The sequence below is a fragment of the Ahrensia sp. 13_GOM-1096m genome (assembly GCF_000620605.1).
Lineage (GTDB): Bacteria > Pseudomonadota > Alphaproteobacteria > Rhizobiales > Rhizobiaceae > Ahrensia > Ahrensia kielensis.
On sequence record NZ_KK211156.1, the window covers coordinates 337713 to 363013 of the forward strand.

Sequence of the window (25301 nt, forward strand, 5' to 3'; positions counted from 1 at the left end):
ATATCGATATAAAAAGGCCGGATTGCATCGCTGCATCCGGCCTTTTTGTTTGGATTATTGACTGCGGTTTACTTTAAGTGGCCGCTTGCATGAGCAAGCATGGTGTACACTTTGCCTGTGTCAGATGTCAGATAGCTAAGTGCCATCGTGCCATCACGATCATTGCGGCTTACATCATCAATTAGTCGTTCAAAATCGGCAATGTAACGATCGACTGTGTCCGCAAATGTTCGGTCGTTATCATAGCGCCGCTTCATTTCCTCAAAGGTTTTCTGCCCACGCAGCGTATAAAGACTGCGTGTGAATATGTTGCGTTCACCGCGGCGATAGCGATCCCAGAGCGCAACCGATGCTTCATGGTCAATCGCCTGAGCGATATCGGCTGACAATGTGTTGAGCGTGTCAGCTTTACGCGCATCCGTGCGTGTAGGTTCTTTTTTCGCTCCCGCAGTTGGCAAATCACCTTCTTGCGATGCGCGGCGTAGCAAATCGCTTACCCAGCCACTTGATGCCGTTTTATCACTGCTTGTTGGCGCAGCACTCACTGTGCCACGCAATTGAGGCTGTTGTGGAGCAGGTGTCCGCTGCGCCTGTGCAGCAGGACGGTTTGCAACTGGTGCCTCGACTGGCGCTGTTTTAGTAGCGGTCGCCGAGGCCAAGGCCTTTTTTCCGCGTGCTCCCCCGTTCCCGACATCAAAGGCGCGCCCAGAATCTTCAACGATGCGTGAAAGATCTTTCAATGCTTTGATTTGTTCGGTTACAGCGCGGCGCATAGCGTTTGCGGATTCGCGTGTTTCTTCTGGTAGAGCCATGACACCTTTGCGAACTTCGTCGCGTGTCGTTGCAAGCTCATCGCGCATTTCAGTTGAGACACGGCGCATGTCGGTGGTTGCTTCATCAAACCGGCTCATAGCGTCTTCAGCCGTCTGGCGGATAGAATGGGCCAGATTGTCGGTTGAAGACAATGCGCGTTTCTCAATTGTATCAAGCGTTGAGGTAATGACGCTTTCAAATGAACGCATCAAGCCTTGTATCTCTTCTGATTTTCCAACCAGACCCGCAGACAGATTTTCCAGTGCATCACGGCGCTCTTCAAGCGTAGATGACAGATTGTCTTGGGCTGAACCAAGTAGGTTAGAGGCTTGCTCTAGCACGTGACCATGTTCGTTAAAGCGCGACGCGATTGAAGCCACGTTTTGCAATGTCTTGGTTGAAACATCATCCAATTTATTGGTGTTGGTTGTAAGCAACGAGACAGATTGAGCAAGATTTTCAGCAACACCGCCTGCTTTTTTCAAGAAGGCTTCTGTGCTAGCATCCAGGCGTCCATCAATTGAACCAATGTTAGCTGCTGCATGCTCAATCAATTCACCCAAGCGCGAATTAGATGCAGATAGGCGTTCAACAAGATCGCCAACATTCTCGCTGAGGTTTTGGTTCATGCCTTCGACAGCATTAACGGCCTGTGCAGTTCGGCTGGTAATAGAGTTGAGCATTCCATCAACATTGCCTTCAAGATTTGAACGCATCGTTTCGACGGTATTTACAGTATCCTGTGTTTTTGCAGTCAATGTACCCATCATGCCATCGACACCGCCTTTAAGGCTGCGCTGCATATCTTCAACAGCAGTCAATGTATCGGCAGTGCGTGTTGCAAGCATATTGACCAGCTCTGCATTTTCCGCACGCAAGCGCTCGGTTGCAGCTTTCGTCGCAGCTTCAAGCTCTGCAGCAAGGTTCTGACCACTGTCAGTCAAGCGATCAACAAGCGGTTTAGCTGAGTTGTCAAGAATAGTATTGAGCTCTTGAGTGCGTGCTTCTATCTGGCTTTCATAACGGCTGATTTCAGCTGTTAGGCCTTCCTGATGGCTGCGAAGAACAGCGGCAATACGTTCAGAGAGGCCTTCAGAATTGTCACTCGACATTTGCGCAATGCGATTTGCTTCTTCTTCAATTTCGCGGCGTGATTCAATAACTTTGTCACGCAGTGTCGCAGCAAGTTTGCCAGCGCTTTCTTCCAATGTGCGTCTGACATTGTCGACGCCCATCGTTAGTGCTTTTTCCATTGTTTCAGTGCGCTCGGTAACAATGCCTGTTTGAGACGTGAATGTCTCATCAAGTGCTGTCGTGCTTGCTTGTACTGAATCAACGGCTGCAGCTGTGCGCTGTTCAACTAGCGCTGACATTTCCATTGCTACTGCGCTTAGGCGTTCACCAAGTTTAGCGCCTTTTGCTTCCAAATCATCTGCTGGCGCACTCAGAGCTGCACCAAGACGTTCTGTTGTGCGGTCAACTGCGCCATAAATTGCATTGGTCCGTGCATCAAGCTGCGAAATGAAGCCTGTCGATGTTTCTTCAATACGCTGCGAGGTTGCTTCTGAAATCGCGGTGAGGCGGGCATCGAGCAACGATAGTTTTTCTTCAAGCGTTGCACTTTGCAAGTCAAAGGTTTCGCTGAATTTGGCACTGTTATGGCCAATTGAACCGCTGATGGAGTTTGCTTTTTCATCAAGCTGCGCAAGGAAGTTACGGCCGTCAGTATCAATGCGGCTATAGGTTTCTTCTGTCACGCGTTTAAAGCGTGCTGCTAGCTCATCAACTTTGGCATCCATGCCGCCTGTTTGGCCGGCAAGTGCGTTGGTCAGTTTTTCAGCGGTATGCTGCACAGAGCCGTAGATAGCCTGTGTTTTCTCATCAAGACGCGCCAAGAGGTCTTCAGAAGTTTCACCAAGCTTGCTGACTGTGTTGGACGTTGCTGCTTCCACGCGGGCAGCCAATTCATCGGCCTTACGGTCAATGTTTTGCGCTTGCGCAGACAGTTTTTCATCAAAGCTGGATGCGCTCTTTTGCATTGTCTCGTCGAGTTTTGACGCCTGTGCGCTAAGCGAAGAAGCCAGGCGGGCCGTTGTTTGATCCGTTTTGGTTTCGATAGCATTGGCACGCTCGTCGAGCACTTTTGCAAATTCATCAGCTTTACGGTCAATGTTTTGCGCTTGTGCAGACAGTTTTTCATCTAGGCTGGATGCATTCTTTTGCAGTGTCTCGTCGAGTTTTGATGCCTGTGCGCTAAGTGAAGAAGCCAGACGGGCCGTTGTCTGATCCGTTTTGGTTTCGATCGCATTGGCACGCTCGTCGAGCACTTTTGCAAATTCGTCAGCCTTGGCTGTGAGTGTAGCTGTACGCGAAGTAATAGAGGCGTCGATTTGCGAGCTGCGCTGTTCAAGAGTTTGTTCAAGCTCATTTTTGCTCGCATCCAAACGTTCGCCAAGTTTGCTTGTTGTATGATCCACGGCACCATAAATGGCCTGCGTCTTCTCATCTGCATGTTGCAGGAATGAGTTTGAGCGCTCGCTAATCGAGCCTGAAACCGCGTTTAATTTTTCTGTGAATGCAGCCGCACGACTTTCAAGTTCTGCAGAAAGTGATGTTGTTATGCTTGCCGCTTGCTCGCCGATGCGGCTTGAGAATGTATCTGCACCGCTTGTCATAGTTTCGGCAATTGCGCGTGTGCGCTCGAGAAGTGTCTCGTTTAGCTGACGTGCGCGTGAATCCAGCGCATTATCAAGGCGCTCAGTACCTGTATTGACGGCTTCTACGCGTGTTTGGAACTCATGGAGTAGTGATGTGCCGCGTTCGCTTAGAATGCGTTCCATATCAGCCATGCGCGTATCAAATTCGCTCGTCATAGAGCTTGTTGCGCCGCCGATAAGTGAGACCATAGATGAAGAGCGGGCTTCGAGTGCTTCAGCAAGACGCTGGCTCGCGCTATCGGTTTCCGTCTGTAGAGTCGCGATACGTGTGTCGAGTAGGCTTGCAAATGTTTCGCCTGAAGAAAGCAAATTGCCCGAAACTTCCTGCAAACGCTTAGCAATCGATTGATTTATCTCGCCGCCGCTCTCATTAATACGGCCAACCAGCTGTTCGCCAGATTGGTTGAGGGCCATGGTGAGCTGTGTCGATGCATTCATGACATTGTCACGAATAACATCAGCAGCGCTGGTTAGTTCATCACGAAGCTCTTCGTGCGCGCCAGAAATTGAAGCGCGTAAACGCTCTGCGTGGGTTACGATGCCTTCGCGCTCATTGCCAAGGTCTGTAAGAAGCGAGCGTACCCGCACTTCGTTGTCAGAATAAGAGCGCTCAAGTTCATTCACTTCGGTCTGCATAAGGGCTTCAAGCTCTGATGCACGCGCAACTGTGCGCTCAATACCTTCGCCCATAGCAGCAACTTCGCGGCGAATTGCCTGTCCAACTGTTGCAACGCGGTCTGATGCCATTTTTTCAGGGGCAGCAAGGCGGAAGGCAATCTCGCTCATTGAGCGGGCTGTCATCCGCATTTCTTGTGCACGGCGAATCATGATCGCAAATGAGAAGAACATAAACACAGGCACAATTGTGCCGACCAATACAGCGAGCGCTCCAGGAATTGCCTGTAGCTCTGCAAAGCTGCTCACTTGCCAAACTTGCGGTGCATAAAGTGTGTGTGCCAAGAAGATGCCGCCAGCGACCCACAGCAAACTAATAAGAGTAGCAACGATGTAGGATGAGCTGGCAGGCTTGTTATTAAGGCGCGCAATCATCTGTGCATATTCACGCTCTGCGTCATCATCATTAGCAGGGCGGAAGGAAGATGTCGGCGCAACAGCTGCTGCGGCAGCCGCCGTCTGATTCGCAGCCTGAAGAGCAGGCTTGTTATCGCCTTTTAATTCAGTCGCGGCTTCTGCCACCTGATTTTCAAAATCATCAAGTGATAGCTCTTCATCGAGATCCAAATCCAGATCGTCACCTAGATCTTCATCAAGTGCATTTTGAAGAGCTGCTTCCATATCCAGATCAAGATCTGCTAGGTCATTCTTCTTAACTGCCATTTCGCCTCACCTGGCCCGAAAGCCTGTACGCATACTCATTATTTTTAGATGTCACTTATATTGCCTATAAAAAGGCACAATTAGGGTGTCATCACGCTTTGCCCGTATCGTATCGATACAGGCTTGTGAAATAAACAATTGAATCGCGAAACCACTAAAAGTTTAAATATAAAGTTAACGCGCTAGATAATCATCCAGCTATTTATGCCCAAAATCCAGCAATTCCGCCCTTTTGTTAACCGGATGGGCAGGATTTTCTGGCACGATTAATGTTGGGAACGGTTTGTGTACGCGTGAAATAAGGTGTTGATATGGGACAAGCAGTTATTAAAGCCGGTCATCCGGTGTTCTCCTCTCCAGCAGGGGAATCACACATGGAGGCGCGGTCGCGTCCTGTAGATTTGGTGCATTTAGCGCGTCAAACAGGTGGCAATCGCAATCTGGAAGAAGAGGTTCTTCAGATGTTTTTGCGCCAAGCCCATAAGCTAACGCGTGAAATGGCGCAGGATTGTGATTGTGAGACGCGTAAACTCGCTGCCCATAATTTAAAAGGCGCGGCACGTGCCGTTGGCGCATTTAATGTTGCTAATTGCGCAGATGATTTGGAAAACAATCCTTCAGAAGTTTCTTATGTTTCTACATTAACGGCCGAGGTTAACACGACCTGTGATTACATATCCTCATTGCTGCGCTAATCGTTGCACAATATGTAGGTTGTAAAACGCCAATACTTGACAATTGACAGTCAACAGCTAAGCCGCAACTTAGAGACTAGGCGTGAGTAACGCCCAAAGCTTATCAGTTGGAGAAACCATGCCGAAGCTAACTATCGTCGCCTTTGATGGCACCAAATTTGATCTGGATGTAGCCAGCGGTTCAACCGTTATGGAAAATGCTGTCAAAAATTCTGTGCCGGGCGTTGAAGCAGAATGTGGTGGTGCCTGTGCTTGTGCGACCTGCCATGTTTATGTTGATGATGCGTGGAGCGAAAAAGTTGGTACGCCAGACGTGATGGAAGAAGACATGCTTGATTTTGCTTATGAGCAAAAACCAACATCACGTCTTTCTTGCCAAGTAAAAATGACGGATGATTTGGACGGACTTGTTGTTCATGTCCCTGAACGTCAGGCCTGATATTTTCAAATTATAGTGAGGGGCGGCTATGCTTGACCCGTTCCGCAAAAGACAATGGCATATCGCGTCGGATCAAACTGTAGAGCTTGGTCCGCGCGGTCATTTGATGGGCGTTGTGAATGTCACGCCTGATAGCTTTTCTGATGGTGGGCAATTTGCCGACCCGCGAGCTGCGGCTGACCAAGCACTGAAAATGGTCAATGATGGCGCTTTGATTGTCGATATCGGCGCCGAAAGCACCAAGCCGAACGCAAAATCAGTTGATTGTGATGAAGAACAAGCGCGCTTAATGCCAGCGCTGAAGGCTATTCTTGAAGCATCGCCTGATATTTTAATTTCTCTTGATACATACCGTGCTTCCACTGCTGAAAAAGGCTTGGCTGCCGGTGCGCACATTGTCAACGATGTGTGGGGGCTTCAAAAGGAGCCTGATATTGCACGTGTCGCAGCCGATTATGGTGCGGGCATCGTTATCATGCACACCAATCGCGACAGAACCGTTCTGGATGATGTGATCGAAGATCAAAAGCAATATTTTGACAAGTCTTTAAAGATCGCAGAGCAAGCGGGATTGAATGAAAATCAGATCATGCTTGATCCGGGGTTTGGTTTCGGCAAGGAAACCACTGATATCAATCTGGAATTGATGGCACGTTTTGATGAATTGCATGTTTTTGGATTGCCGTTTCTGATTGGAACCAGCAGAAAACGTTTTCTAGGGGCGATTACGGGGCGCGAGCCGCAAGACCGTGATATCGCAACGGCGGCAACGACGGCGATTTTACGTAAAAATGGCGCTGCGATCTTTCGTGTCCATGATATAAAAATAAATGCGGATGCATTAAAGCTTGCTGATGCTTTGATTGTTACCGGCCAACGTTCAGCAGGGAGGTTTGAACCTTGATATATGAAATCCGCATGAAAAACTGCGCGTTTTTTGCACGCCACGGGGTCTATGATCAGGAGGAATTCCTTGGTCAGCGTTTTTACGTGGATGCTGTTTTGCAAGTTGATCCGGGCAATGCACTGGAAAACGATTCCATTGAAGGCACCGTGGATTACGGGCGTGCATTCATCGAAATTGAAAAAATCATCGCTGGCGAACGGCGCTATTTGATTGAAGCCATTGCTTTGGAAATTGGAAAATCGCTTTGCGACGAGTTCCCGCAAATTAAAGAGGCGGATATTACAGTACGTAAACCCAATGCTCCTGTGCCGGGTGTATTGGATTATGTAGAGGTTCGCGTTGTCTATAAGCCCTGATCGTGCCGAAACATCTGCTCTGATTGGGCTTGGTGGTAATGTTGGTGATGTGTGTGCGTCAATGCAGTTTGCCATTGATGCTTTACAGACGAACGCGCAATGCCGTGTCACTAAAATTTCTAAAATTTATAAGACACCACCTTGGGGCGTGACCGATCAAGACTGGTTTTTTAACGCCTGTGCTGAGATTAAAACGTCGCTTATGCCGGAGGTTTTGCTTGATCAATTGCTCGCCGTTGAGCGTTTGCGGGGCAGGGTGCGTGATGTGCGCTGGGGGCCAAGAACGCTTGATCTGGATTTGCTCGTATATGGCGACACAACAGTTGCGACTGAACGGCTAACGGTTCCGCATCCGCGCATGGCGGAACGTTCATTTGTGATTGTGCCATTGATGGATATTGCGGCTGACCGCACCGTGCTGGGCCGTACCATTGCTGATTATGCTAAAGAGCTAGATCTTGCGGGCATTGAGGTTGCGGCGCAAGAACTGACGCTGCCTATTACTTAATTGAGCCAACAGCCATATTGTCGATGCGGTTAAGGCTCATGCCGATGACAGGCACAAGGTCTTGTCCAACGCGTACAGAAACAGTGACATTGAGCTTATTGTCGTTTGCAAGACGCGCAAGCATAGCGCCGTTTAAATCTTTGCGTTTCAATGTGAGAACGATCCGGTCGCTGGTTACATTGCCAGCTGTTACATCAAGACCTTCGCCAAGTGCACCATCCAGAAATGCACCCTTGTAGGTTTTACCCTTGCGGGTAACCGTTGCTTCCATTCTTTGGCTGAAAATACCGACGCGGCATGTGCCTTTAAGTGCCATGCCTAGGTCTTTATCCGGTGTTGATCCATCAAGGTCACAGGTGAACTTTGTGCCCTTATATTTGCCAGCGACGATTTCGCCTGGGCCACGCCAAGAGCCTTCAATTTTATTGAGAAATTTTGAATCGCGTTTTGCGTCCGCATGCGCCGGTAGGCTTGTTGTAGCAATGGCGGCGATAGATAGACACGAGGCAACAAAACGAACAAACATTGAAAACTCTTCCTGAATGGATTGGAATCATCGTGCAATCATGAACAGAAATGGTTAACGCATCCTTTTTTTAGGCCGTGCGCATGCTATTTATTTGGTTCGTTTTGCTGGGGCTTTAAATTGCTCATGGAGGTGAGGTTCGCGGCGAAATCAGAGATTTTTGGCCTTTCGAGCGCATGAAATGGTGCCGGACGGCACACATCGATCGCCGATAAGCCAACTCTTGCGGTCATTAAACCATTAATAACGCCTTCACCTAAACGGGCAGATAGTTTGGCGGCCAGTCCATGGCCTAAAAGTTGCTGGATGATGCCGTCACCAATAGCGATAGAGCCTGTGACAGCCAAATGCGCGACGACACGGCGCAGCAAGCTGAATGTACCAACAAGGCCACTGCGCCCACCATAATGTTCGCACATAACGCGTATCAGCCGAATGTTTTCATAAAGAACATAGCCTATATCGACGATAGCGCGCGGAGACACTGCTGTGACAACGGAAACGCGTTTGGCTGAGTTCATCACGATTTGGCGTGCCTCACGGTCAAGACCTGCAAGTAATTCGCGTTCGGTCAAGGCATAACGATCTTGTGCATCCATGACTTCATTTTTATTCGCATTCAAAATGCTGCGGCCATGGGCCGTTTTGGGATGGCCTTCAAAATGTGATTCAAGTTCTTTTGTTACGTTGTTGATTTCTTTGGGTTTGTTTTCCGATAGGGCAGCCTCAATACGCTCGCGCAACTTGGATACGGAGCGGATTTTCCAAATGCCGCGCAGCTCGCGTATTACGAAAGCCAAGACACCCAGCACGAACAAAGCCGCAGCAAACATGGCTGCACGGCCCAGCCAAAGATTTTGTGCGGCTAAATCGGATATCAAATTTTCAAGCCACAAGCCCAAAGAAGCAGATATGAGAAAGCCAAGCGCCGCTGTTGCGAGGGTGCCAAATTTTATACGGCTTTTTCGCAACCGCTTTTGCGGCGGCGGCGGTGCTAATGCATCCAGTTCACCGCGCTCTTCTGCTGCAAAAAAGGCTTCATCAGTCTTTTCATAATTCAGTGTAGGCGAGGCAGGTATGGACCGTGGTTTGCGCGGCTTTGGCTTTGCTTTTTCGACGTCTGGATTACTTACCTGATTAGCCTCTGCGGGTACAGAAAATGCGCGTGGCTTGCGAGAATCGGAAGGTTGCTTACTCACTGGAGGCGATCTCCCAAGAGGAACTGTAGCGCTTTATCAAGACGAATATGCGGTAATGAAAGCGTTATGCCTTCGGCGGTGCGCTCAACTTTGGGTGGCTTGAAGCGGACAAATCGTTGCTGCGGCATACTTTCCATGCGGAATAATGCTTCTGGGTCATCGGGCAGATCGCCAGGAAAAACGGCGGTTTGGCGTATGCCGTCAAATATTTCATCGCCGATACGTTCGCCTTTGGCCGGTATGCCGACGACGACCGGTAATTTTTCGCCGCCATCATCAATCGTGGCTTCTTTGGTGGCGCGCACGGCAGCCATAGCCACGGTTTCTATTGATGCGTTGGCAAAGCCTGCTGAGACAGTCACATTTTTCACCAGTCGGTCGACAACAGCTTCTAGCCGGTCATGGCTTTCGTGGTGCAAATGGTCGGCTTTTGTTGCCGCAACAAGTATTTTGTCGATGCGCCGTTGCCATAGCGATGTCAGTAAATTACCCGCGCCCGGGCGGAAGCAACTCATGATTTCAACTAAGGCGCGCTCTAAATCGGCGACGGCATCAGGGCCAGCATTGATGGCTTGCATCGCATCAATCAAAACAATTTGATGATCAAGGCGCGTGATGTGTTCACGGAAAAATGGTTTAACGACCAGTGTTTTATAAGCTTCATAGCGCCGCTCCATCATTGCTTGAATGGAGCCCGGCTCTGCGTGGTCTGTAACATTGGTGAGCGGTGCAAATGTCAGGGCAGGCGAGCCTTCCATATCTCCTGGCATTAAGAACCGTCCGGGCGGCAATGTGGAAAGCGCTAGCTCATCCTTGCGGCAATTAGCAAGATAGGTTTTGAAGCTGTCTGAAAGTTCTCTGACAGCTGTTTCATCTGCTTCAGCATTTGATTCAAGCTTATCTGCTAAGTCTAGGAATTCGCTCGCGATTTCAGTGCGTTTCTCACTTTTTGCACGGGCGATGGATTCGCGCGAGAATGTCGCAAAATCTTTACGCAGCAGTGGCAGATCGAGAAGCCATTCGCCGGGATAATCGACGATGTCCAAATGGAGCTTGTTGCGGGAAAAAAAGCGTCCCCATCCTGATGCGGTTTCATATTCAATTGTTAAACGCAGCTGCGATACGGCGCGCGTTGATTCAGGCCATATTTGATTTTTAATGAGGTCTTCAATGTGTTTTTCATAGGCAAAGCGCGGCACACCGTCATCAGGTTGCGGCTCAAGATAGGCTTTAGAAATTCGGTTGTTATGGGCAGGTTCAAAAAGCGGCATACGCCCGCCATGAATCAAATTATGTACCAATGCTGAAATGAATACGGATTTTCCCGCTCTGGATAGGCCCGTAACGCCTAATCGTACATTGGGATAAAAAAAGCTCGTAGCGCGCTCGGAAACCGTGTCCAGCGCGATAAGCGCTTCATCTCCTAGTGAAGTCAGAGAAGCCAAACTATTCAACCTTTGTGCACAAACGAAAACGACCTTCTTATAAAGTAGTTACACTATGGGCACATTTCAAAAAAGTAATTGCTATAATGATTAAGCGTTACAAATCGCGTGGCCGCAAATAATCTTCCAGCGTCCACTTTGTTTCTTGAATATTGCTCATAGGGCCGTCGAACTTTAATATTGCGACGCAGGCTGTGCCAAATCCCATATTGATATGGGTGTAAGCTTCGTCATTGCCTGTTTGACCCAATGCTATCGCAAGATCTTCAAGCATCGGGTTATGGCCGATTAACATCAGATCGCCATCACGTCCCATTTCAGACGCAACTTCCAGATAGCCGGGGGCATCGGTAGAATAGAGCGTGTCTGTGAAGGTGACATTTTCGCGCCAACCATCATTTTGGTCGATAGCATCAAAGGTTTCACGCGCGCGATCTGCGGCAGAACAAATAATTTGAGTTGGAATAAGACCGCGCTTGCGCAATGCGACGCCAACGCGTTGAGCTTCTTCGATGCCTTCTGGCGACAGCTTTCTGTTGAAATCCCGCATGCCAGGCTCAGCCCAGCTCGCTTTTGCGTGACGAAACAGAAACAGTCGGCTCATATGGTTCTTATCCTGCTTAAATTATAGTCAATCGATAGACGTTATAATGTCAGATTTCAATTAACATTTGTGAGATGTGACCAGCATATGTTGTGTGAGAATAAAGCTTAGAATCATTTTCACTCAATCTTCACTTGTTCCATGACTAAGCTATGCGTATACACCGCCCAATATCGATTTGCTGGGAGTAGGTGAATGGCAGACGAAATTCGCATTGCGGATTATTTCCCCGACGATAAAGAACCGTTCATGAATGATCGGATGCGGGCATATTTTCGAGATAAATTAGTGAAATGGCGTGCAGATCTTTTGCGTGAATCGCGCGAAACTATAGATCATCTGCAGCGTGAAAGTTCGAATCATCCAGATGTTGCTGATAGAGCATCTTCTGAATCTGATCGGTCTATCGAGCTGCGGGCACGTGATCGTCAACGTAAGCTGATTAATAAAATTGATTCAGCATTGCGCCGTGTTGATGATGGTACTTATGGTTATTGTGAAGAAACGGGTGAACCGATTGGTGTTAAACGGCTTGATGCTCGTCCAATCGCGACTTTGTCTCTTGAAGCGCAAGAACGCCACGAGCGCCGCGAAAAAGTTTATCGTGACGATTAAAGATTAAGTCTTTAGCTAAAAAATAAAGCCCGCTGATTGTTTCAGCGGGCTTTTTTATGTCTACTTATCAGAGCTTGTCAGCTTGTTGAGCAAGGCTTCCATTTCATCTTCCATTGGTTCTCGCGCTTCATCATTATTTGCGCGCTCGATTTTGTCCGACGGAAAATCCACCGTTGGCTCGAACGTATTGACCGTGCGGGAAGGTTTTTCGATGCCTGCGGTCAAATCACTGGCTGAAATATCAAGATCGAAATCATGTTCGCTGAACACTTCATTTGTAGCAATTTCAATCGTCGGCTCAAGATTTTGAGGCTCTTTAACCAGTGGAGCAGGCGGGGTTGTTGGTGTCGAACGTTGAACTTGAGGCTCTATCGTTGGGGCCGCCTCATGGCTTACGTCAGGCACTGAAGCGACAAGTGTTTCAACTGCTGGTTCTGACGCTTTTTCTCGCGGAGAATTAGACGCGGCAGGTGCCGCTGCTGCTATTAAAGGTGCTGCCGCAATGGGGGCAGCTTTGCTGCTCTCTTGCGGGCGAACTTTAGCGGCTCTTTCCTCGCGCTGCGGTGCAGGCGATGTTTTGGGTTCACCAATGTTACTTTCAATCAGCACATCGCTCATGCCGCCGATCATCACGAGATGTTCGACATTGTCACGGCGCACCAGAACCAAACGTCTGCGGCTGTCCACAGCTGTTGCATCAACAACAGCAAGGCGGCGCTCACTCTTTGCGCCGTGCACGAAAGTGCCGCCTGACATCGTTTTCCAAAGCCAACGAAGAATAAATACCGCAATGATTAGCGCGACAAAAATAACGAAATAATATATAATGAGCGCAGTTTGCTCACCAAATTGCTCGGCTAACCATTCAAACATGAATGAAATCCTTTCTTGCCTGAAGTTCTTAAGTCAGCGATTGCTATCAAGATGTCTGACTATTTACAAATTTTTATGGATAAGGGGCTTTTGCGCCTCACAGCTTTATGATTCAAGCTATAAGAAATGAATGTGGGTGTTTTGGGGAATTTTATGTTGGGACGTAAATCGACGGTAAAAAGCAGTGAACCGCTTGTTTATCGTAAAAATCAGCCGACCGCGTTCATCCGACTTTCAATGTTGGCTGCTGTCCTGCTTATTAGCTTTGGCTTCCTCGCTTTTTTTCGAGATACGATAAATGAGGGGTTTCTCCTAGGTTTGCTGGGTGTTCTGGCGATGATCGGGGTCTTTTTTCTTTTTGCGCTCGTCATCGGTTTGGTCGAATTTGGCGGTTTGAAACAAAATGACGATATTGGCGACACGTTTCTGAATAGTTTGGATGATGGTATTTGCATCACCGATAGTGATAATTCGATCGTTTATGCCAATGCAGCTTACGGCAAATTAACGGGCGTTACAGAAAGTGTTGACTTAAACACGCTTGAAAATGTTCTTTCGCGCCATGAAGACGCTGCGAATGCTCTTTATCGCTTAGCCAACGACGCCCATAAAACAGTTGATTCTAATGAAGAGTTTCGTCTGCCTGCGAGCCTTGATGGAAAACAGATGGAAGCTCATTGGTATAGAGCCACTGTTCGTACCATGGCGGCGCCAAATGGAACTGCGATGAAGGTTTGGCGCTTAAGCGACATTTCCAAAGAGCGTGACGCGCAGGAACAATATTTCCTAGAATTGCAAAAAGCGATTGATCATCTTGATCGTGCGCCTGTTGGCTTCTTTTCATCTGATTCAAATAACCGCGTTCAATATCTAAATGCGACCCTTGCTGAATGGCTTGGTATTGATCTTGTCTCTTTTAGTGCCGGTTCTGTTGGAACAGATGATATTTTGAGTGAGGAAGGGCTTCAGCTTATCAATGCGATTAAGGCTGAGCCTGGCAAAATACGCACCGCTATGCTCGATTTGGATTTGGCGGCTAGCTCCGGCGAGCGGTTGCCTGTCCAACTTATACATAGAGCGCAAACTCATTCAGATGGTGTTGCTGCCCAGTCACGAACGATTGTGATTAATCGAACCGAAGGTAATAACGAATCACAAGACCTACGAAGTGCAGAGCTGCGTTTTACGCGTTTCTTCAATTCCACCCCGATGGCTATTGCTGCAATTGATGGGGATGGCCGGATTATCAGAACCAATGCTTCTTTTGCCAGCTTGTTTGGCACTGCTGCTGATAGTGATGAGCTGAATCGACGTGTGAAGTTTGAGGAATTTGTGCATAAGCGTGATCAGCTGCGCTTTGAGAAGATATTTGAAGCGGCACGACAAAACCAAGTTAATATCGAACCGCTCGACACGGTTCTGACGACTGATAATGCACGGGAAGAAAAACATATTCGTGTGTTTGTAAATGCCGTGGCGCGCGTTGCTGGCCTTGAGGGGGATCAAGCCAGCGAAGAAGCGGCTATTGTCTATGCGATGGACACGACCGAACAAAAGGCGCTTGAGGGCCAGATGGCTCAAAGTCAGAAGATGCAAGCTGTTGGCCAGTTGGCAGGTGGTATCGCGCATGACTTTAATAACGTGCTGACCGCTATCATTATGGCTTCGGATTTGTTGCTTACAAACCATCGCCCTACGGACCCGTCTTTCCCAGACATAATGAATATTAAGCAAAATGCGAACCGTGCTGCATCACTGGTGCGTCAATTGCTTGCATTCTCGCGCCGTCAGACTTTGCGTCCAGAAGTGTTGTCTCTAACGGATGTTCTGGCTGATTTGCGTATGCTGTTGTCTCGTCTCATCGGGAACACGATCCATTTGACTATCGATCATGGACGCGACCTATGGCCGGTTAAAGTTGATCTTGGCCAATTCGAGCAAGTTATTGTCAATTTGACGGTCAATGCGCGTGATGCAATGCCAGATGGTGGTGATCTTACCGTTTCCAGTCGCAACATGAGCGCAGATGAGATTGCTGAGCTTGATTATCGCGGGCTGGAAACCGATGATTATGTGATGATTGATGTTCGCGATAGCGGTACAGGTATTGATCCTGATGTGCTTGAGAAGATCTTTGAGCCTTTCTTTACAACCAAGGAAGTTGGCAAAGGAACCGGCCTAGGGCTGTCGATGGTCTATGGCATCATCAAGCAAACAGGCGGTTATATCTATGCTGATTCAGAGATAGGCGAGGGAACTACGTTCCGCATCTTCTTGCCACGTTATGTGCCAAGTGAAGAGGAATTGGCTAAACCTAAACCAGCAGATGCGAAGGCAGAGAAAAAACAAGACCTTTCCGGTTCAGCCACTGTCTTGTTGGTGGAAGATGAAGACGCTGTTCGTATGGGCGGTATTCGTGCTCTGACATCGCGCGGTTATACTGTGCATGAGGCTGGTGATGGTATGGAGGCGCTAGACGTTCTCGAAGAACTGGACGGCAAAGTCGATATCATTGTTTCCGATGTGGTAATGCCAGAGATGGACGGCCCTTCACTCCTGCGTGAAGTGATCAAAGATTATCCAAATGTAAAATTTATTTTCGTTTCAGGATACGCCGAAGACGCATTCTCGAAAAACCTACCTGAAGGTGCAAAGTTTGGCTTCTTGCCTAAACCGTTCTCGCTCAAGCAGCTTGCGACAGTTGTGAAGGAAACGCTCGAAAGCGATGACTAGCCTTGCTAGCGAATAAAAAAACGCCCGAGGCGTTAACCTCGGGCGTAGTTACTGGAAGTTATTCAAAAATTCTTAGTAGTTGCGGAATTTGCCGCGCGCGATTTCGTTCTGACGGCGTTCCAAATCTGCCAGTGAAATAGAGCGCTCAAGGTAAGAATTCTCAGCCTCATAACGAGTAGGTGTTGAGAATGCACCGGCGATACGGCTAAAAGCTGATTTCAATTTCATGGACCGTCTCCTGTTTCAGGTGATTGTTTCGTTTCGTTGAAACCTATATAGGCGCATGGTTATCAATTGTGCAGTGCAATATATGCAAGTTGCTTATGCATAATTGCATGGCCTGCGTAACAGGAGCTGGTACAGATATTTACATATCTACAGGATGACCAGCTTTATTGCGTAAGCGACGACGCTTAAGGCCGCCACACTGCAAAGCCATATGAAGGCAAACCATGCCAGTTTTTTTATGCGGCTATTGGCCATTAATGATAGCCTTCATCAGGATTAACTTTGCCGCGAAACACCCAATATGCGTAAGCTGTATAAGCCAGAATAAGCGGCACCAAAACCACGGTGCCCACTAAAGCAAACAGTAGACTTGAATCAGGAGCCGCTGCTTCAACGATCGTTAGGCTAGGGGGAACGATATTGGGGTAAAAGCTAATACCAATTCCGATGAAGCATAAAACAAACAGACTAAGAGCTGCTAAAAATGGTTGTGCGTCCTTCTTGGTTTTCAGTCCGGAGTAGAGTGCGAATGTTGCTGCGATGAGTGCTGCAGGCATGATGGCGCTGAGCACACTGCCGGGCAAATTAAACCAACGCTGGAAATATACCGGATCCTGGAACGGTGTTAAAATGCTTACTAATCCGATAAATGCCAATGTGCCAGCTGCCAGCCAATAGGCGTATCGCTGCATCTGTTCTTGTAGTGGGCCTTCTGTCTTGAGAATGAGCCATGTTGCACCAAGCAAAGTATAGCCGACCACAACGGCAAAGCCTGTTAGGATTGAAAATAGGCTGAGCCAATCCCACCAACCGCCAGCGTAAGCACGGTTTGCGACTTCGACACCTTGAACCAATGCGCCAAGTGCTATGCCTTGCATAAAAGCTGCAAGCAGCGAGCCGCCAAAAAATGCGACATCCCAAACGCGTTTCCAGCGCACGGTTCGCCAGCGATATTCAAAAGCGACGCCGCGGAAAATTAATGCAAGCAGCATTAAAGTTATGGGCATGTAGAGCGCAGGCATGACCACGGCATAGGCCAGAGGAAAGACCGCAAAGAGACCGCCGCCGCCCAGCACCAGCCATGTTTCGTTCCCATCCCAAATCGGCGCGATGGAGTTCATCATCGTGGATCGCTCTTTTTCTCCTTTTGCGAAAGGGAAAAGGATGCCGACACCAAGGTCGAACCCATCAAGGATCACATAAGTCAAAACGGCAAAGGCAATAATACCAGCCCAAATAAATGAAAGCTCAAACATGCTAGGGCTCCTTATGCCTTGGGTTGGTTGTCAGAATTGGATTGCATAACCGGCGTGATACCAGCGCTGCGGATAGGTCCGTCGCGAAGCCCGAGGTGAGCTGTGCCAGCCGGTTTGTTCATCATGCGCAATAGATAGAACGTGCCTGCGCCGAAAACGAAGAAGTATACGATTATGAAGGCTGTGAGTGATGCGGCAACAGCAGGCGCTGCAATGGGTGCAAGGCTGTCGCTGGTGCGAAGCAAACCATAAACTGTAAATGGTTGGCGGCCGACCTCTGTTGTTACCCAGCCCGCTAGCACTGCGACAAATCCCATTGGACCCATTACAATTGTCGCGCGTTGAAGCCATGCGCCTTCATACAATGTGCCACGAAATCTGCGCCAAAGGCTCCAGATACCGAGGCCAAGCATTGCAAAGCCAAGCCCAACCATCACACGGAAACTCCAAAAGACAATGGCCACGGGCGGATGGTCTGCCTTTGGTATCGTGTCAAGGCCAGCCAATGGGGCGTTAAGATCGTGCTTTAAAATCAAGCTGGATAGTTTTGGAATTTCAATCGCATAATCAACGCGTTGTTCCTTGGCATTGGGCATACCAAATAGAATGAGCGGCGCGCCATTTGGATGGCTTTCGAAGTGGCCTTCCATTGCCATGACCTTGGCGGGCTGATGCTCCAGCGTATTAAGGCCATGCAGATCGCCTGCAAATATTTGTATAGGGGCGACAAGAACAAGCATCCACATGGCCATTGAGAACATGCGCCGCGCCGGAGCGTCTTTACGGTTCCGCAGGATATGAAGCGCGCCAACACCGCCAACAACAAGTGCTGTTGTGAGATAAGCTGCAAGCACCATATGGACAAGACGGTAAGGGAATGACGGATTAAAGACGATCAACCACCAGTCTTCTGGCACAAACTGCCCAATATCATTGATGCTGTAGCCTGCGGGGGTTTGCATCCAAGAGTTAACGGATAAAATCCAAGTGGCAGACATGAGCGTTCCAAAGGCAACCATAGCGGTTGCGAACATGTGCAGGCCGTTGCCGACACGTTCTCGGCCAAAAAGCATAATGCCGAGAAAACCTGCCTCAAGGAAGAACGCTGACAGAACTTCATAGGCCATAAGCGGGCCTAAAATTGGACCGGTTTTATCTGCGAACACGGACCAGTTCGTGCCAAACTGGTAGGACATGACGATACCGGAAACAACGCCCATGCCGAAGGCAACCGCGAATATTTTCTTCCAGTAATTGAATAAGGTTAGATAGGTCTCGTCGTCTGTTTTCAACCAAAGCGCGTTCAAAACAGCAAGGTAGCTCGCAAGGCCGATTGAAAATGCGGGGAAAATAATATGGAAAGAGATGGTGAATGCAAACTGCACACGGGCAAGCATTTCTGCTGACAGGTTTTCAAACATTATTTGCTCCAACAACCATAGTAATCAGTGATTGTACTGTATTTCAAATGCTACTTCGCCAACATTATGCGCTCATTTTGAACAGTACAGCAATGCGGCATCAAGAAGCGTGACCAAAACGCGCAGTTATTTGTCGAGTGTTCTATTTTTAGAAGTGTAACTATTGGGCCTGATAGGGGGATGAGAGTCAATTCAAACCCGCTGCGCATAGATTGCTAGTATGTTTACACTTTTCGTTTTAAAGTGAACCGAAATCACAAGGACAAGGTTTACAAGTGCAGTCACGGCATAGACATCAAAGAATTCTCGATATTCTGAAAACCAATGGTTCGGTATCGGTTGAGCAACTTGTCAAAGAGTTCGATACATCACCGCAAACGATACGCGCTGATTTGAGGGATCTTAGTTCAACCAAGAAACTTGTTCGGGTTCATGGCGGTGCGCGCAGTATCGACCGACGTGAAAATTTGGAATATGAAGCGCGCAGGCAAATTGCCGCGGATGAAAAGGTCGCTATAGGCAAAGCCGCTGCCAATCTTATTCCCAACAATTCTTCTATGTTTGTGAATATAGGCACGACAACTGAAGCAGTTTGCGCCGCATTGTCCTTGCATAAAAAACTACTCGTCATCACCAATAACATCAATGTTGCCAATAGTTTGCGGATATATCCAGAGATTGAAACTGTTATTGCTGGTGGTGCTGTGCGCATTAGCGATGGCGCCATTGTTGGTGAAACGGCTGTTGATTTTATCAAGCAGTTTAAAGTTGACTACGCCATCATCGGTTCGTCAGCTTTAGATGTTGATGGTTCTCTTCTGGATTTTGACATTCGTGAGGTGAAGGTTGCGCAGGCAATTATTCAAAACGCTCGAACCGTTGTTCTTGTTGCTGATTCTTCAAAGTTTGATCGCTCGGCACCTGTTCGCATCGGCCATCTCTCACAGGTAGATATCTTTGTTACTGACCGTTTGCCGAACGATGAGATTAGGCAGATTTGTTCTGATTGCGATGTAACTGTGATTGAAATTAGTAAATCTTGAGTGTTTTCCACATTTTCGTTTTCTTTCGTTTGACATTCGTTTAAGTTTCGTATTCTTTGGTGGGAACCGTAATCCTTAATGAGGATTGTGCGGCGATCGGAGGATCTTTTGTCAACAGATTTTGATATATTCGTCATTGGTGGCGGTATTAATGGTTGTGGTATCGCTCGTGATGCTGTGGGCAGGGGCTATTCGGTCTGCCTTGCAGAAATGAACGACCTTGCAAGCGGAACGTCCTCTTGGTCTTCAAAGCTTATTCATGGTGGCTTGCGTTATCTTGAGCATTACGAATTCCGCCTTGTGCGCGAAGCATTGGGTGAGCGCGAGGTTCTTTTAAAATCCGCGCCGCATATTATTTGGCCTTTACGTTTTGTCTTGCCGCATCACAGCGGTTTGCGCCCGGCATGGTTGCTGCGCCTTGGCTTGTTTCTTTATGACAATATTGGCAAGCGTGTGCTTCTTCCTGGGACAAGCACTGTTAATTTGAAAACGGCTGAAGTTGGCAAGTCGCTTAAACCTATTTTTTCTAAAGGCTTTGAGTATTCAGACTGCTGGGTTAATGATGCGCGTCTCGTTGTTTTGAATGCAAAAGATGCACAAGAACGCGGCGCTGTTATTGAGACCCGTACGCAGTGCATCTCTGCCAAGCGCGAAAATGATCATTGGTCTGTCACGACGAAAAACCTGAACACCGGTGAGACGCGCACGCGCACAGCTAAGCTTGTTGTGAATGCTGCGGGGCCTTGGGTCGATGAGGTTTTGGGCAATACGTTTGGCAGTAATTCATCTAAAAATGTACGCCTCGTTCAGGGCAGCCATATTGTTGTGCCAAAACTGCATGGCCATGATCGCGCTTATATTTTCCAAAATGCAGATGATCGCATTATTTTCGCACTGCCATATGAGCAAGATTATACGCTGATCGGTACAACTGACAGGGATTATACGGGTGATCCAAAAGATGTGAAAATCACACCAGAGGAAGTAGATTACCTTTGCGATGCGGCCAGCGAATATTTCAAAGAGCCGGTTAAGGCGGAAGATATCGTCTGGACTTACTCAGGTGTACGTCCGCTTTTCGATGATGGTGCTTCGGAGGCGCAAGAAGCGACCCGAGACTATGTTCTGCGTGAAGATGGCGAAGGCGATGAGCCGCGTGTCATTAATATTTTTGGCGGCAAAATCACGACATATCGCAAACTTGCTGAATCCATGCTGAAGAAAATCGAGGCGGCTCTTGGCTCTAAGAAGCAAGCTTGGACTGCAAATTCGACCTTAACAGGTGGCGATTTTAAAGTTGGTTCGTTTGATGATCTTGTTGCCGAAGTTCAGTCAAAGTACCCATTTTTAGAACCCAAATTGGCATGGCGTTTGGTGCGAGCATATGGCACGCGCGTATGGATGCTTATGGATGGCGCTTCTTCAATTGAAGATATGGGCATTCAATTTGGTGGTTCTTTAAGCGAACGCGAAGTTGATTATTTGATGCAAAATGAATGGGCGCAAGTTGCCGACGATGTCATTTGGCGTCGTTCTAAGCTGGGATTGCGTTTGAAAGCTCCCGAAATTGCAACGTTGGAAGAGTGGATGCGAAATAGATTCGCCCAACTTTCACAAGCTGCAGAATAAAGGTTTCTCACAGTGCTTGAATTTAAAAACGTCAGCAAGAAAGTTGGAAACAGTTTCCATATTAAGGATGTGTCCTTGAGTATGGAAAAGGGGTCTTTGAATGTTCTTTTAGGACCAACGCTTTCTGGTAAAACTTCTCTGATGCGGCTTATGGCTGGGCTTGATCGTCCGACCTCTGGTGAGATTCTTATGGATGGTAAGAATGTTGTTGGTATGCCTGTTCAAAAGCGCAATGTGGCGATGGTTTATCAGCAATTCATCAACTATCCAGCGATGACTGTTTATGAAAATATTGCATCACCAATGCGTGTCGCAAAAGTTGATGCTGCAACAATTGATCGCCGTGTTCGTGAAGCCGCCGAACTCATGAAGCTTGGCCCTTATCTTGACCGCACGCCGCTTAATTTGTCTGGTGGCCAGCAGCAACGTACAGCATTGGCGCGTGCGCTTGTTAAAGATGCTGAATTGGTTTTGCTTGATGAGCCGCTTGCGAATTTGGATTATAAACTGCGCGAAGAGTTGCGTGTTGAGTTGCCGAAGATTTTTGCCGCGACAGGCGCGATCTTTGTTTATGCAACAACAGAGCCGCAGGAAGCGCTTTTGCTTGGCGGTCAAACTGCAACGCTGCACGAAGGCCAGATCACGCAGTTTGCCGACACGATTGATATTTATAACCGCCCGATAGATTTGCTCACAGCGCAAACATTTTCCGACCCGCCGATGAATGTCATTACGGTTGAGAAAAAAGGTAAAGTGCTGACTGCTGGTGGTGCGCGCGTTGCTGCGCCTAAGCAAATTGCTGATCAGGCCGATGGTACGTATAAAATGGGCGTGCGGCCGCACCATGCCACATTGTCTGAGCCAGCTGGTGAATCGCTTAAAATTGAGGGCACTGTCACAACGACAGAGATTACCGGTTCTGAAACCTTCATTCATATGGATATTGGATCATCTCAAATTGTTGCGCTTATGCACGGCGTTTTCCGCGTTAATATTGGCGACAAATTGCCAGTTTATCTCGAACAGCCCAAATTCTTTGTATTTGATGCGCAAGAGCGACTGATCGCGTCACCTCAAATGGCAGGAGCTTAATCATGGCTAAAATTACGCTCGATGGATTGGCGCATTCCTATTACCCAAATCCGAAAACTGATGCTGATTTTGCTCTTAAAGAGCTTAATTATGAGTGGGATGATGGCGGTGCTTACGCGCTGCTTGGGCCTTCTGGCTGTGGTAAAACAACGCTGTTAAATATCATTTCTGGCCTGCTTGTTCCTTCAAAAGGAAACATTCTGTTTGGCTCGGAAAATGTTACAGAATTGCAACCTGAGCAGCGCAATATTGCGCAGGTTTTTCAGTTCCCTGTGATCTACGATACAATGACGGTGCGCCAGAATTTGGAATTCCCGCTGGTTAATCGTCAGGTTCCTAAAAATGAGATCGACAAACGCGTTGCGGAAATGATTCAGGTTCTTGACCTTGAAGATAAAGCTGATCGCAAAGCGCGCGGCCTGACGGCCGATGAAAAGCAAAAGATTTCGCTTGGGCGCGGACTTGTGCGCTACGATGTTAACGCGATCCTGTTCGATGAGCCGCTGACCGTTATCGACCCGCACATGAAATGGCAGTTGCGCACGAAGCTCAAAGATTTGCACCGCCAGCTTGGTCATACGATGATTTATGTGACCCATGACCAGACCGAAGCGCTGACTTTCGCGGATAAAGTGGTTGTTATGTATGAGGGTGACGTTGTGCAGATCGGCACACCTGAAGAGCTGTTTGATGAGCCGGCGCATACATTTGTTGGTTACTTCATCGGTTCGCCGGGCATGAATATCCTTTCCTCTGAGGTCAAAGGAAAAACGGCACGCATTGGCAGCCATGAAATTAAGTTGGCTCATGAATACCGCGCACTTGGTGAAACTGCTGAGGTTGGTATCCGCCCGGAATTTGTGACGCTTTCAGGCGGCAAAAAAGGCATGCCAGTTAGCATCAATTCAGTTGAAGATATCGGACGGTTTAAGATCGTTCGCGCTTCGCTTGAAGGCCAAGAGCTTAATGCTGTGCTACCAGAAGGTGCTCCGGTGCCTGCAGATCCAAAAGTATCCTTCGATATGTCGCGGATCAATATTTATGAGAATTCACACTTGGTTAGAAAGGGCGCCTGATCATGGACAAGACCTATAATAACAAGGCGTGGTTTCTCGTTCTTCCTGTTTTTGTATTGGTTGCGCTGAGCGCGATCATTCCGATCATGACGGTGGTGAACTATTCCGTTCAAGATACGTTTGGTAACAACCAATTTTTCTGGGCTGGCACTGAATGGTTTGAAGATGTTTTGAGCTCTGAGCGGTTTTGGAATTCGCTAAGCCGCAATTTGCTCTTCTCATTTATCATTTTGAGTATCGAAATTCCGCTTGGTATCGGTATCGCGCTGTGTATGCCTAAAAAGGGCCCTTGGGTTCCAGTATGCCTCGTTATGATGGCGCTGCCGCTTCTTATTCCTTGGAACGTTGTTGGTACGATCTGGCAGATTTTTGGGCGTGCTGATATCGGCTTACTTGGCCACACGCTTGAAGCGATCGGCGTTGATTATAACTACACCTCAAACATCTTTGATGCTTGGGTCACGATTATCGTGATGGATGTATGGCATTGGACAAGCCTTGTTGTGCTGCTTTGTTATGCTGGCTTGGTTTCTATACCCGATGCTTACTATCAAGCTGCACGCATTGATGGCGCTTCTAAGTTGTCTGTTTTCCGTTTCATTCAATTGCCAAAGATGCGCGGTGTTTTGATTATCGCATTCTTGCTGCGCTTTATGGACAGCTTCATGATTTATACCGAACCATTCGTTTTAACGGGCGGCGGACCGGGTAACTCAACGACGTTCATGTCTATTGATCTCGTCAAACAAGCCATCGGCCAATTCGACCTTGGACCGGCAGCTGCTATGTCACTGATCTATCAATTGATCATCATCTTAATTTGTTATGTGTTCTTTACAGTCATGAGCCACACGGGCTCAGACAAGCCAGAGCAGGGAGCGGGAGAATAATGGCTGATACAATGCTAACACCCTCAACGCCAACGGATGCATCTGGTAATAAGATTGACATCACGAAGGTTCGCACGGCGAATTCGATGAAGCAGCAGCGAAGCCTAAAGTGGCTTGTGCCGACGATTTATATCATTTTGCTTATGTTGCCGATTTATTGGCTTACCAATATGAGCTTTAAGGATAATCAGGAAATCCTGTCTTCATTCTCGCTTTGGCCTGCCAATCCGACGCTTGCCAATTACCGCGTCATTTTTAGCGACCCGTCTTGGTATAATGGTTATATCAACTCGATGATCTATGTGGCCATGAATACGGTGATTTCGATCAGCGTGGCATTGCCTGCTGCTTATGCCTTTTCGCGTTACCGCTTTCTTGGCGATAAGCACATGTTCTTCTGGCTCTTGTCTAACCGTATGGCGCCTGCTGCGGTGTTTGTGTTGCCGTTCTTTCAGCTCTATTCCGCGTTTGGATTGATCGACACGCATATTGCTGTTGCGCTTGCACACTGCCTGTTCAACGTTCCGCTTGCTGTGTGGATTTTGGAAGGATTTATGTCTGGCGTGCCAAAGGAAATCGATGAAACAGCCTATATTGATGGCTATTCGTTTCCGAAGTTTTTCGTCAAGATTTTCACACCATTGATTGCTTCGGGTATCGGTGTTGCTGCGTTCTTCTGCTTCATGTTCTCATGGGTTGAGCTATTGATTGCACGCACACTGACAACAACAGATGCAAAACCGATTGCCGCTATTATGACGCGTACAGTTGGCGCATCTGGTGTCGATTGGGGCGTGCTTGCTGCGGCAGGTGTTTTGACGATTATTCCGGGCGCGCTGGTTATCTATTTCGTACGTAATTACATCGCCAAGGGCTTTGCCCTCGGACGGGTTTAGGG

The 25301-nt window shown here is 48.1% G+C and carries 23 protein-coding genes; 13 read left to right on the forward strand and 10 right to left on the reverse strand.

Features of this window, described 5'->3' with window-relative positions; translation table 11 throughout:
• Nucleotides 1–68: 68 nt before the first annotated feature.
• Nucleotides 69–4868 (reverse strand): hypothetical protein, encoded by a 4800-nt coding sequence (locus N530_RS0115425; RefSeq protein WP_026481440.1) that lies wholly within the window; start codon nt 4866–4868, stop codon nt 69–71.
• Nucleotides 4869–5179: 311 nt separating this feature from the next.
• On the opposite strand from N530_RS0115425, the gene N530_RS0115430 reads away from it, so the two are divergent.
• The 5 genes from N530_RS0115430 (at nt 5180) to folK (ending at nt 7773) form a co-directional block, all read left to right on the forward strand.
• Nucleotides 5180–5563 carry an Hpt domain-containing protein gene (locus N530_RS0115430; RefSeq protein WP_081774001.1) on the forward strand — a complete coding sequence of 128 codons (384 nt, stop codon included), beginning with the start codon at nt 5180–5182 and terminating at the stop codon, nt 5561–5563.
• Between the two features lie 118 nt (nt 5564–5681).
• A complete protein-coding gene (locus N530_RS0115435; protein ID WP_026481441.1) occupies nt 5682–6002 on the forward strand; it encodes a 2Fe-2S iron-sulfur cluster-binding protein in 321 nt (106 codons plus the stop codon).
• Nucleotides 6003–6030: 28 nt separating this feature from the next.
• The gene (folP, locus tag N530_RS0115440; RefSeq protein WP_026481442.1) at nt 6031–6906 is read left to right on the forward strand and encodes a dihydropteroate synthase; all 876 of its coding nucleotides are present in this window, start codon (nt 6031–6033) and stop codon (nt 6904–6906) included.
• Nucleotides 6906–7265, forward strand: coding sequence for a dihydroneopterin aldolase (gene folB, locus N530_RS0115445; protein WP_026317225.1), 360 nt, complete (start codon nt 6906–6908; stop codon nt 7263–7265). Before folP ends, folB begins: the two co-directional genes overlap by 1 nt.
• Nucleotides 7249–7773 carry a 2-amino-4-hydroxy-6-hydroxymethyldihydropteridine diphosphokinase gene (gene folK, locus N530_RS0115450; RefSeq protein WP_155852017.1) on the forward strand — a complete coding sequence of 175 codons (525 nt, stop codon included), beginning with the start codon at nt 7249–7251 and terminating at the stop codon, nt 7771–7773. The genes folB and folK overlap by 17 nt, the downstream gene beginning before the upstream one ends.
• On the opposite strand, the gene N530_RS0115455 is transcribed toward folK, so the two are convergent.
• From N530_RS0115455 to N530_RS0115470, 4 genes are all read right to left on the reverse strand, one after another.
• Complete coding sequence (locus N530_RS0115455; RefSeq protein WP_018688161.1) at nt 7766–8299, reverse strand: hypothetical protein; 534 nt, start codon at nt 8297–8299, stop codon at nt 7766–7768. The genes folK and N530_RS0115455 overlap by 8 nt on opposite strands.
• A gap of 86 nt (nt 8300–8385) precedes the next feature.
• Nucleotides 8386–9498, reverse strand: a complete 1113-nt coding sequence (locus tag N530_RS0115460) for a YcjF family protein (RefSeq protein WP_026481444.1) — start codon at nt 9496–9498, stop codon at nt 8386–8388.
• On the reverse strand, nt 9495–10943 hold the full coding sequence (locus tag N530_RS0115465; RefSeq protein WP_026481445.1) for a YcjX family protein: 1449 nt from the start codon (nt 10941–10943) through the stop codon (nt 9495–9497). Before N530_RS0115465 ends, N530_RS0115460 begins: the two co-directional genes overlap by 4 nt.
• A 97-nt stretch (nt 10944–11040) precedes the next feature.
• Complete coding sequence (locus N530_RS0115470) at nt 11041–11547, reverse strand: histidine phosphatase family protein (protein ID WP_026481446.1); 507 nt, start codon at nt 11545–11547, stop codon at nt 11041–11043.
• 195 nt (nt 11548–11742) lie between these two features.
• Between N530_RS0115470 and dksA the strand changes: the two genes are divergently transcribed.
• A complete protein-coding gene (dksA, locus tag N530_RS0115475) occupies nt 11743–12162 on the forward strand; it encodes an RNA polymerase-binding protein DksA (RefSeq protein WP_026481447.1) in 420 nt (139 codons plus the stop codon).
• Between the two features lie 60 nt (nt 12163–12222).
• Here dksA and N530_RS18745 read toward each other — a convergent pair whose 3' ends face one another.
• Nucleotides 12223–13035 (reverse strand): flagellar biosynthetic protein FliO, encoded by an 813-nt coding sequence (locus tag N530_RS18745; protein ID WP_051541005.1) that lies wholly within the window; start codon nt 13033–13035, stop codon nt 12223–12225.
• A 153-nt stretch (nt 13036–13188) separates the two neighbouring features.
• Here N530_RS18745 and cckA point away from each other — a divergent pair, with 153 nt between their 5' ends.
• Complete coding sequence (gene cckA / locus N530_RS0115485; RefSeq protein ID WP_051541039.1) at nt 13189–15768, forward strand: cell cycle histidine kinase CckA; 2580 nt, start codon at nt 13189–13191, stop codon at nt 15766–15768.
• Between the two features lie 72 nt (nt 15769–15840).
• Here the strand turns inward: cckA and N530_RS19120 are convergent, their stop codons facing one another.
• The 4 genes from N530_RS19120 to N530_RS0115505 all read right to left on the reverse strand — a co-directional run bounded on the left by N530_RS19120 (nt 15841) and on the right by N530_RS0115505 (nt 18673).
• Nucleotides 15841–15996, reverse strand: coding sequence for a hypothetical protein (locus N530_RS19120; RefSeq protein ID WP_018688154.1), 156 nt, complete (start codon nt 15994–15996; stop codon nt 15841–15843).
• Between the two features lie 147 nt (nt 15997–16143).
• Nucleotides 16144–16251, reverse strand: a complete 108-nt coding sequence (locus N530_RS19425) for a DUF2474 family protein (protein WP_081774002.1) — start codon at nt 16249–16251, stop codon at nt 16144–16146.
• The gene (gene cydB / locus N530_RS0115500; protein ID WP_026481449.1) at nt 16251–17252 is read right to left on the reverse strand and encodes a cytochrome d ubiquinol oxidase subunit II; all 1002 of its coding nucleotides are present in this window, start codon (nt 17250–17252) and stop codon (nt 16251–16253) included. The genes N530_RS19425 and cydB overlap by 1 nt, the downstream gene beginning before the upstream one ends.
• 11 nt (nt 17253–17263) lie before the next feature.
• On the reverse strand, nt 17264–18673 hold the full coding sequence (locus tag N530_RS0115505; protein ID WP_026481450.1) for a cytochrome ubiquinol oxidase subunit I: 1410 nt from the start codon (nt 18671–18673) through the stop codon (nt 17264–17266).
• Nucleotides 18674–18948: 275 nt separating this feature from the next.
• On the opposite strand from N530_RS0115505, the gene N530_RS0115510 reads away from it, so the two are divergent.
• The 6 genes from N530_RS0115510 (at nt 18949) to N530_RS0115535 (ending at nt 25299) form a co-directional block, all read left to right on the forward strand.
• Nucleotides 18949–19716 (forward strand): DeoR/GlpR family DNA-binding transcription regulator, encoded by a 768-nt coding sequence (locus N530_RS0115510; protein ID WP_026481451.1) that lies wholly within the window; start codon nt 18949–18951, stop codon nt 19714–19716.
• A gap of 78 nt (nt 19717–19794) precedes the next feature.
• Nucleotides 19795–21345 carry a glycerol-3-phosphate dehydrogenase gene (gene glpD, locus N530_RS0115515; RefSeq protein ID WP_051541006.1) on the forward strand — a complete coding sequence of 517 codons (1551 nt, stop codon included), beginning with the start codon at nt 19795–19797 and terminating at the stop codon, nt 21343–21345.
• 12 nt (nt 21346–21357) lie between these two features.
• Complete coding sequence (locus N530_RS0115520) at nt 21358–22437, forward strand: ABC transporter ATP-binding protein (protein ID WP_026481453.1); 1080 nt, start codon at nt 21358–21360, stop codon at nt 22435–22437.
• A 2-nt stretch (nt 22438–22439) separates the two neighbouring features.
• Entirely contained in the window at nt 22440–23513 is a 1074-nt protein-coding gene (locus tag N530_RS0115525) for an ABC transporter ATP-binding protein (protein ID WP_026481454.1), read from the forward strand.
• Nucleotides 23514–23515: 2 nt separating this feature from the next.
• The gene (locus tag N530_RS0115530; RefSeq protein ID WP_018688146.1) at nt 23516–24403 is read left to right on the forward strand and encodes a carbohydrate ABC transporter permease; all 888 of its coding nucleotides are present in this window, start codon (nt 23516–23518) and stop codon (nt 24401–24403) included.
• An 86-nt stretch (nt 24404–24489) separates the two neighbouring features.
• A complete protein-coding gene (locus N530_RS0115535; protein ID WP_026481455.1) occupies nt 24490–25299 on the forward strand; it encodes a carbohydrate ABC transporter permease in 810 nt (269 codons plus the stop codon).
• Nucleotides 25300–25301: the final 2 nt, after the last annotated feature.